The sequence below is a fragment of the Nonomuraea sp. 3-1Str genome (genome assembly GCF_031570565.1).
Lineage (GTDB): Bacteria > Actinomycetota > Actinomycetes > Streptosporangiales > Streptosporangiaceae > Nonomuraea.
In genome coordinates this window covers 84473-93375 of sequence record NZ_JALHBK010000035.1, presented here as the reverse complement: position 1 = coordinate 93375, position 8903 = coordinate 84473, and the positions used below count along the sequence as shown (strand labels likewise).

10 protein-coding genes are annotated in these 8903 nt (G+C 72.4%); 6 read left to right on the top strand and 4 right to left on the bottom strand.

The window, feature by feature from the left end:
- The coding region (locus MTP10_RS37115; protein ID WP_310715938.1) for a PucR family transcriptional regulator ligand-binding domain-containing protein at positions 1-402 on the bottom strand (402 nt) is incomplete at its 3' end.
- Between the two features lie 95 nt (positions 403-497).
- Here MTP10_RS37115 and MTP10_RS37110 point away from each other — a divergent pair.
- The 3 genes from MTP10_RS37110 to MTP10_RS37100 all read left to right on the top strand — a co-directional run bounded on the left by MTP10_RS37110 (position 498) and on the right by MTP10_RS37100 (position 4457).
- On the top strand, positions 498-2714 hold the full coding sequence (locus MTP10_RS37110) for a molybdopterin cofactor-binding domain-containing protein (RefSeq protein WP_310715937.1): 2217 nt from the start codon (positions 498-500) through the stop codon (positions 2712-2714).
- A 70-nt stretch (positions 2715-2784) separates the two neighbouring features.
- Positions 2785-3018, top strand: a complete 234-nt coding sequence (locus MTP10_RS37105; protein WP_310715935.1) for an EF-hand domain-containing protein — start codon at positions 2785-2787, stop codon at positions 3016-3018.
- Positions 3019-3077: 59 nt separating this feature from the next.
- Positions 3078-4457, top strand: coding sequence for an NCS2 family permease (locus tag MTP10_RS37100; protein ID WP_310715934.1), 1380 nt, complete (start codon positions 3078-3080; stop codon positions 4455-4457).
- Here MTP10_RS37100 and MTP10_RS37095 read toward each other — a convergent pair.
- Entirely contained in the window at positions 4454-5365 is a 912-nt protein-coding gene (locus MTP10_RS37095; RefSeq protein WP_310715933.1) for an excalibur calcium-binding domain-containing protein, read from the bottom strand. The genes MTP10_RS37100 and MTP10_RS37095 overlap by 4 nt on opposite strands.
- Position 5366: 1 nt before the next feature.
- On the opposite strand from MTP10_RS37095, the gene MTP10_RS37090 reads away from it, so the two are divergent.
- Entirely contained in the window at positions 5367-5564 is a 198-nt protein-coding gene (locus MTP10_RS37090; protein WP_310715932.1) for a hypothetical protein, read from the top strand.
- Positions 5565-5606: 42 nt separating this feature from the next.
- Complete coding sequence (ald, locus tag MTP10_RS37085) at positions 5607-6731, top strand: alanine dehydrogenase (RefSeq protein ID WP_310715930.1); 1125 nt, start codon at positions 5607-5609, stop codon at positions 6729-6731.
- A 12-nt stretch (positions 6732-6743) separates the two neighbouring features.
- Here ald and MTP10_RS37080 read toward each other — a convergent pair whose 3' ends face one another.
- Positions 6744-7313, bottom strand: a complete 570-nt coding sequence (locus tag MTP10_RS37080) for a helix-turn-helix domain-containing protein (RefSeq protein WP_310715928.1) — start codon at positions 7311-7313, stop codon at positions 6744-6746.
- Positions 7314-7428: 115 nt separating this feature from the next.
- Between MTP10_RS37080 and MTP10_RS37075 the strand changes: the two genes are divergently transcribed.
- A complete protein-coding gene (locus tag MTP10_RS37075; protein ID WP_310715927.1) occupies positions 7429-8157 on the top strand; it encodes an amino acid racemase in 729 nt (242 codons plus the stop codon).
- A 15-nt stretch (positions 8158-8172) separates the two neighbouring features.
- Here MTP10_RS37075 and MTP10_RS37070 read toward each other — a convergent pair whose 3' ends face one another.
- Positions 8173-8886: a DUF3105 domain-containing protein gene (locus MTP10_RS37070; RefSeq protein ID WP_310715925.1), complete on the bottom strand. Its 714-nt coding sequence runs from the start codon at positions 8884-8886 to the stop codon at positions 8173-8175.
- Positions 8887-8903: the final 17 nt, after the last annotated feature.

Sequence of the window (8903 nt, the reverse complement as noted above, 5' to 3'; positions counted from 1 at the left end):
CATGGTGGAGTGGGCGATGAAGTCCTTCAGGGCGTCGGCCCGCTGGGAGATCTCGCCCGGCACCTTGCGCCCGCAGTCCTTCATGTTGGCGATGGCCACCTGGAGCCGGCCGTACACGTAGACGGCGCAGGCGGCCACCACGTCGTCGGGGACGTGGCCGAGCCGGGCCAGGCCCGCGCCGAGGGCCGCCGCCCCGGCCGCCACCAGCGCCGCGACGAACCGCGCCGAGTCGGCGGGGCCGCGCCGCCACATGAGCCCGGTCAGCACCAGCTCGCCGCCCGACAGGTAGCGGCCCGGCGCGGGCAGGTCGGTGATGTGCACGCCGCGGAACTCGACGCCGGGGTCGCCGGTGAGCAGCCGGAGCCGCAGCTCCTCCGCCGCCAGCAGCTCACCGATGCGCACTTGGAGGAATATACAAGTCCGCACCGTGGCATGCGGACCGGGATTTCACTCGCCGCGCATTGGAGGAGCCGCGGCGGCGGTGCTCTACTCGAAGGATGACCGAGACGGAGACGCGAGCCGGAACCCTGGCCGGCCCCCGGACCGGGGGCGTCGGCGCCAGCGCTCCGCGTCCCGACGCGACGCTGAAGGTGACGGGCGAGTTCGCCTACGCCTCCGACCTGTGGATCGACGGCATGGTGTGGGGCGTGACGCTGCGCAGCCCGCACCCGTCGGCGTGGATCCGGTCGATCGACGTGGGCCCGGCACTGGCGATGCCGGGCGTGCTGGCCGCGCTCACCCACGAGGACGTGCCGGGCGAGAAGTTCTACGGCCTCGACGTCAAGGACCAGCCGGTGCTGGCCGTCGACCAGGTGCGCTACCAGGGTGAGCCGGTGGCGCTGGTGGCGGCCGACCATCCGGAGACCGCCCGGCGGGCCGCGGCGGCCATCGTGGTCGACTACGAGGTGCGGCCCGCGGTGACGGACCCGCGCGAGTCCCGCGACGTCGTACGGCACCAGCCGGTGCGGGTGGGCGACACCTTCGAGGCCGAGGTCGTGGTGACCGGCGAGTACGAGGTCGGCATGCAGGACCAGGCGTTCCTGGGCCCGGAGTCGGGGCTGGCGGTGCCGGCCGAGGACGGGGGCGTCGACCTCTACATCGCCACCCAGTGGCTGCACGTGGACCGCGACCAGCTCGCGCCCTGTCTCGGCCTGCCGCCGGAGAAGGTGCGGCTGACGCTGTCGGGGGTCGGCGGCGCGTTCGGGGCCCGCGAGGACCTGTCGATGCAGGTCCACGCCTGCATGCTGGCGCTGCGGCTGGACCGGCCCGTCAAGATCGTGTACGGGCGGGAGGAGTCGTTCTTCGGCCACGTCCACCGGCATCCCGCCCGCCTGCGCTACGAGCACGGCGCCACCCGCGACGGCCGCCTGGTCTACGTCAAGGCCGACATCCTGCTCGACGGGGGCGCCTACTGCTCCTCCTCCCCCGCCGTCGTGGGCAACGCCGCCTCGCTGGGCGCCGGGCCGTACGAGGTGCCGAACGTGCGGGTGGACGCGACGGGCGTCTACACCAACAACCCGCCGTGCGGAGCGATGCGCGGGTTCGGCGCGGTGCAGGCGTGTTACGCGTACGAGTCGCAGATGGACCGGCTGGCCGAGGCGTGCGGCCTGTCGCCGGTGGAGATCCGGGTGCGCAACGCGGTCTCCCAGGGGTCGTCGCTCATCACCGGGCAGGTGATCGACTCGCCGGCGCCGCTGGCCGAGATGCTGCGCGAGCTGGAGGCGATGCCCCTCCCCGGGCCCCTCCCACCGGAGCGCTCCGGTTCCGACCTGCGGATGCTGCCGGGCGGCGTCTCCCAGACCACCCACGGCGAGTCGGTACGGCGAGGCATCGGCTACGGCGTCGGCATCAAGAACATCTGCTTCTCCGAGGGCTTCGACGACTACTCGACGGCCCGGGTGCGGGCCGAGCTGGTCGGCGGGGAGCCGCACGTGACCGTGCACACCGCCGCCGCCGAGGTCGGCCAGGGACTGGTGACGATCCAGTCCCAGATCGCGCGGACCGAGCTGGGCGTCGAGCACGTGACCGTGGCGACGGCCGACACCACGGTGGGCTCGGCCGGCTCGTCGTCGGCCTCCCGCCAGTCGTACGTGACGGGCGGCGCGGTCAAGGCCGCGTGCGAGGCCGTGCGCGCCCGGTTCGAGGGGCTGCCCGCGCGGGAGGCGCTGGAGAAGTTCGGCCCCATCGAGGAGACCCGCGAGTACCGGCACCGGCCGACGTACCCGATGCACCCGGAGACGGGACAGGGCGACTCGCACACGCAGCTCGCGCTGTGCGTCCACCGGGCCGTCGTGGACGTGGACGTGGAGCTGGGCCTGGTCAAGGTGGTCGAGCTGGCGGCCGTGCAGGACGTGGGCCGCGTCCTCAACCCGCAGGCGCTGGAGGGCCAGATCCACGGCGGCTCGGCGCAGGGGCTCGGGCTGGCGCTGATGGAGGAGATCCAGGTGCGCGACGGCCGGGTGCTGAACCCGTCGTTCACCGACTACCTCATCCCCACGATCCTGGACATGCCGCCCATGCGGCTGCGCGTGCTGGAGAACCCGGACCCGGCGGCGCCGTACGGGCTGCGCGGCGCGGGCGAGCCTCCGACGCTGTCGTCCACGCCCGCCGTCGCCGCGGCGGTGCGCGCGGCGACGGGGCGAAAGTTGACGCGTGTTCCAATCAGACCCGAAGATATCGCCTTGTTCTGGGACCGGTCCGACGACGCGGTCTGACGACAGGCTCCCACCGGCGGCAAGGCGACTCCCGCCGGGGTCAGGGGGCCGACGACGGGGAGGGTATCCGATGGCGGACGCGCGTGAAGCGGCCAAGGCGGAGTTCGAGCGGTTCGACAGCGACGGCGACGGACTGCTGACCGCGGCCGAGATCCGGCAGGTCAACCAGGCGCTGGGCGGTCAGGGCGTGACCGATGAGGAGGTCGAGGCGTTCATCGCCGCGGCCGACAGCGACGGCGACGGCCGGATCGGGCTGGAGGAGTTCGTCGCCCTGGTGGGCGGCGGCCGGCACGAGCAGGCATGATCGGCTCTTTCGCCGGGTAAGGGCACCGGCAGTCCCCCTCATGGCGAAGGGGGAGGTCCGTGCTCGACAGGGTGTTCGAGCTGACGGGACGGGAGACGACCGTCGGGCGTGAGGTGCGCGGCGGTCTCACGACGTTCATGGCGATGGCGTACATCGTCCTGCTCAACCCCATCATCCTCGCCGGCGCCCATGACGTGACCGGCGCGAAGCTGACGATCGTGCAGCTCACCACGGCCACCGCGCTGGCGTCAGCCCTCAGCACGCTGCTGATGGCCTTCGTCGGCAACGCCCCGTTCGGCCTGGCCGCCGGGCTCGGGCTGAACGCGGTCGTGGCCTACCAGGCCGCGCCGTACATGACGTGGGCGCAGGCCATGGGCCTGGTGGTGCTCGAAGGCGTGATCATCATCGTGATGGCGGTCACGGGCCTGCGCGCGCTCATCATGAACGCCATCCCGCTCGCGCTCAAGCACGCGATCAGCGTGGGGATCGGGATGTTCATCGCGCTGATCGGGCTGGTGGACGCGGGCTTCGTGACAGCGGGCTCGGGGACGCCGGTGCAGCTCGGCTCGACCGGTCACCTGACGGGGTGGCCGGTCACGCTGTTCTCCTTCGGGCTGCTGCTGATGATCGTCCTGTATGTCCGCAGGATGCCGGCGGCGATCCTCATCAGCATCGTCGTCACCGCGGTCCTGGCGGTGATCGTGGACGCGGTGGCCCGGGTGGAGCCCCGCTCGTGGGGCGTGGTGCAGCCGCGGGTGCCCGAGAGGCTGGTCGCGCCGCCCGACTTCGGGCTGGTCGGGCAGGTGGACGTGTTCGGCGGGTTCGCCCGCGCGGGGGTGCTGACGGCGGCCGTGGTGCTGTTCACGCTGGTGCTGTCGGGGTTCTTCGACGCGATGGGCACGATCATCGGCGTGAGCGACGAGGCCGGGATGGTGGACGAGCAGGGGCGGGTGCCGAGGCTCGGGCGGATCCTCACGGTGGACGGGATCGCCGGCGTGATCGGCGGGGCGACGAGCTCGTCGGCCAACACGGTGTTCGTCGAGTCGGCGGCCGGTGTGGGCGAGGGCGCGCGGACCGGCCTGGCCGCCGTGGTGACCGGGGCGCTGATGGGGCTGACGCTGCTGTTCACGCCGCTGGCCGGGGTGGTGCCCGCGGCGGCGGCGGCCCCGGCGCTGGTGCTGGTCGGGGCGCTGATGATGATGCAGAGCAAGAACGTGCCGTGGGACGACTTGGAGATGGCCATCCCGGCGTTCCTGACGATCGCGCTGATGCCGTTCACGTACTCGATCACGAACGGGGTGGGCGCGGGGGTGATCTCGTACACGCTGATCAAGGCGGCGCGCGGGAAGTTCGCGGAGATCCCGTGGCTGCTGTGGGTGGTGTCGGTGATCTTCCTGGCGTACTACGCGATCGAGGCCCTGCGGGGGTGGGCGGCCTAGCGGATGTCGCCGGAGTTGCAGGCCACGCCGTTGCCGTCCACGTCGACGTACCAGGAGTACTCCTCGTGCGTGCCCTTGGTGTACGGGCCGCGGCCGGCGGCCACGGCCTCCTTGCAACTGGTGTACCTGCGGTCGGGAGCGCGGCGGCCGGTCTGGGTGCCCGTGGTCCGGGTGCCCGTGGTCTGGGTGCCCGTGGTGTCGGTGAGTCCGGTGCCGGAGGTGCCCTGGGTGACCGGGTTCGTGGCGCCGGGCAGCGGCTGGCCCGTTCCCGTCTGCTGTCCGGTGCCCGGCTGCTCTCCGGTCCCCGGCTGCTGCCCTGTCCCCGGCTGATCGGTCCCCGGCTGGCCGGTGCCCGGCTGGCCCATGTCCGGCTGACCCGGTGAGGGCTGGCCCGTCGCGGGCGGGCTGCCGAGCAGGCGGGTGGCCAGGGCCTCGGCCTCCTCCTTGGTGAAGCCCGCGATGCTCAGGCTGTCACCGTCCATGCTCTGGGTGACGACGGGCGCGGCCACGACGGTCCGGGGCACCAGCACGACGGCGATCTGCCGCTGGTCGGGCACCATCTCGTCGATGAGCGCGACCACCTTCTCCTTGTACTTCGGGGCGATCGCCACGCGCACGGAGTACGTGCCGTCCTTCTCCCGCACCGGCTCGATCCGCTGCACGGCCTCGACCGTGACGCCGTCCTCCAGCAGGTAGCACGTGGTCTGCCGCTCGTCGAGCGCGGCCTCCGCGCCGGGGCACGGCGCGGGCTTCTGCTCACGGATCGGGGCGAAGTGGATGGGCGTCGGCAGGCGCTGGGGCGGCACGCCGCCGAGCAGCGGCGCGTCGGGGCTCCTCGTCATGAGGACGGCCACGGTGCCGAGCACGCCCGCGATCACCACCACGAGGACGAGCGAGACGATCAACACGATGGTGGTGAGCCTGCTGGCCTGTGGCTCCTCCGGGGCCGCTGGTGGCGGCTCCTCCGGCTTGTCCATCCTCGACGACCCCATCCTGACGTACGGGCTGCCGGTGAGCCTATCGAGGAGGAGCGGCACCAAGGTAATCAACCGGATATTCCTCCACGCCGTCCTGAGAGAAGCGGAGAAATGGAGGAATAAGGAGTGAATGGTAGCGATTCAGCCCGGCTGACGAAACGAGGGTGGGGTCATGAAGGTCGGCGTTCCCCGCGAGGTCAAGGACAACGAGTACCGCGTGGCGCTCACCCCGGCGGGCGTCCACGAGCTGGTGCGCAACGGCCATCAGGTCTTCGTCGAGCGGGAGGCGGGCGTCGGCTCCGCCATCCCGGACATGTACTTCAAGGCGGCGGGGGCCGTGATCGTCGACACGGCGGACGAGGTGTGGGACGAGGGTGACCTCGTGCTCAAGGTGAAGGAGCCGGTGGCCGAGGAGTACCACCGGATGCGCAAGGGGCAGGTGCTGTTCACGTACCTGCACCTGGCGGCCTCGCACGACTGCACCACGGCGATGCTCGACTCGGGCGTCACCGGGGTGGCGTACGAGACCGTGCAGACGACGGGCGGGGCGCTGCCGCTGCTCGCGCCCATGTCCGAGGTGGCGGGCCGGCTCGCGCCGCAGGTGGGCGCCTACCACCTGATGCGCAGCGGCGGCGGGCGGGGCGTGCTCATGGGCGGCGTGTCCGGTGTGCGCGCCGCGAACGTCGTCGTGATCGGCGCCGGGGTGTCCGGCATGAACGCGGCGGCCATCGCGCTCGGCATGCAGGCCGAGGTCGTGCTGCTCGACCGCAACATCGACAAGCTGCGCCAGGCGGACCTCATCTACCAGGGTCACTGCCAGACGATCGCCTCCAACACGCTGGAGGTCGAGCGCGCGGTCCTGGAGGCGGACCTCGTCATCGGCGCGGTGCTGGTGCCGGGGGCGCGGGCGCCCAAGCTGGTGACCAACGACCTGGTCAGCCGCATGAAGCCGGGCTCGGTGCTGGTGGACGTCTCCATCGACCAGGGCGGCTGCTTCGAGGACTCGCGCCCCACCACGCACGCCGACCCGACGTACCGGGTGCACGAGTCGGTGTTCTACTGCGTGGCCAACATGCCGGGCGCCGTGCCGCACACCTCGACGTACGCGCTGACGAACGTGACGCTGCCGTACGCGCTGGCCATCGCCGACCTGGGCTGGCGGCAGGCCATGCGCCTGGACGCGGAGCTGGGGCGCGGGCTGAGCACCCATGACGGTCACCTGACGAGCCGCCCGGTCGCCGAGGCCCACGGCCTGGCGTGGACGCCGCCGGAGGACGTCCTCGGCCGTCCCGCCTAGCCCGCCGGGGATTCAGATGTGCTCCATGACGAAGACCGCGCTGGTGTCCGGGGCGAGGGCGTCGAAGATGTGGGGCACGTCGCCCGGGTAGGTCACGTAGTCGCCCGGCCGCAGCTCCACCGGCTCCTCCGCCGGGCCGGCCAGAGCCCGGCCGGCGGCCAGGACCACGTGCTCGACCGTGCCGGGCGGGTGCGGCGTGGACAGGCGGGGCTCCCCCGGCCGGGCCACGACCCGGTACAGGTCGCGGCGGGCGTTCGGCGGGCAGGAGGCGAGCAGGGTGGCCGCGTAGCCGGCGACCTCGGAGTGGGTGGCGGGCCCCTCCCCCGCCCTGACCACGCGGGTGGCGGGCCGGGGCGGGTCGACGAGCCGGCTGAACGGCACGCCGAGCGCGGTGGCCAGCGCCCAGAGCGTCTCGACGCCGGGGTTGCCCGCGCCGGACTCGATCTGCGACAGGGTGGACTTGGCGACGCCGGCCCGCTTGGCCAGCTCGCTCAGGGACAGGCCGGCCCGCTCGCGCTCGCGGCGGAGCGAGGCGGCGATCACCGCGATCAGGCCGGGCTCACCGGCGGTGCCGCTTCCCACAGTCGTTCGCTCCGTTCGCTCCTCCAGGACGGTCGTTCGGTTTGACGAACGCCGGACGGCTGGTCCACTCTGACGATACAACCGTTCGGCACACCGAACACCTGGAGGGATCAGCATGCCCCATGCCGGCATCCTCGCGCACAGCACGGAGGGCGCGGCGCTCTGCTTCCTGGAGTACTGTCAGGAGGGCTTCCGCCGCACCGGGCGCAACGAGCACCCGGACGTGACCCTCGACTACATCGCCATGGGCCGCAGCATGCCCGCCTGGGACGCCGGCGACCACGCGGCCGTCCGCCGGACCCTGGCCGTGAGCGTGGACCGCCTCGCCAGGGCGGGCGCCGCCTTCTTCGCCTGCCCGGACAACACCGCCCATCTGGCCCTCGAACACCCGGGCCCGGACCTGGCGCTGCCCGGCCTGCACATCGCCGAGATCGTGGCGGACCGGGCCGCCGCGGAGGGGCGGCGACGCGTGGGCGTGCTCGGCACCAGGTACACCATGGACGGGACCGTCTACCCGCGGGCGCTGGCCGCCCGCGGCCTCACCGCCGAGGTCCCCGGTCCCGCCGACCGCGAGACGGTGAACCGGATCATCTTCGAGGAGCTGGTCAACGGAATCTTCACGGACGCCTCCCGCCGGGAGTACGTCCGGGTCGTCGAGCGGCTCGCCGCGAGAGGCTGCGACGCGGTCGCGCTGGTCTGCACGGAGATCCCGCTGCTCGTGACGCCGGACGTCTCCCCGCTGCCGACGCTCGACTCCACCCGCCTGCTCGCGCGGGCCGCCTACGAGGTGGCCGTGGGCGAGCGGCCGCCGCCCACATGGCGCGGCGGCCCGCTCACGTCGTGAGCGGGCGCCGGGCCGCTACTTGCCGCTCTGGGTGGGGCTGGCGGTCGGGGCGAGGGTCTCCATCGGCTGCTGCTGGTCGCCCTTCGGCTCCGGCGGCAGCGGGGCCTGGTCGGCCGTCGAGGTGATCGCGTCGGGGCCGCCGCAGATGGCGCCCGGCTCCGGGGTGTCCTTGCCGTTCTGGAACTTCTTGATGAACGCGGGCAGCTTCGGGTCGTCGGGGTTGTCCAGCTTGAGCTGGTGGCCCCAGGAGGACGCCACGATCGGCGACGGCAGGTTGGGGTACGGGCTCACCAGCATGAAGTCCTTCTGGCCCGTGCTGGAGGCCACGCCGCGGAGCTTGTCCACCTGCTGCTTGGGCAGGTCCGGCCGGTAGGTGATCCACACGGCGCCGTGCTCCATCGAGTGGACGGCGTGCTCACTGTGGATGGGCTTGTCGTAGATGTCGCACGCCTGCCAGTAGTTGTTGTGCTGGCCACCGACGGGCGGGGTCTCCTTGTACGTCACCGGGGTCCACACGTGCTGGCCCGCCTCGTAGGAGTAGTTGGACACCGCGTCGAGCGAGGTCTCCTTGGCCTGCTTGACCAGGTAGAAGCCGACGACGCCCACGAGCAGCACGACGACGAGCCCGCCCGCGCCCCACATGAGGAACGCCGCGCGCCGCTCCTTGCGCTTCTGCTCGGCGCGCATCTTCTCCAGATGCTCGCGCCGGGCCTGCGCCTTCTCCTTCATCCGTCCTCCATCGGCGT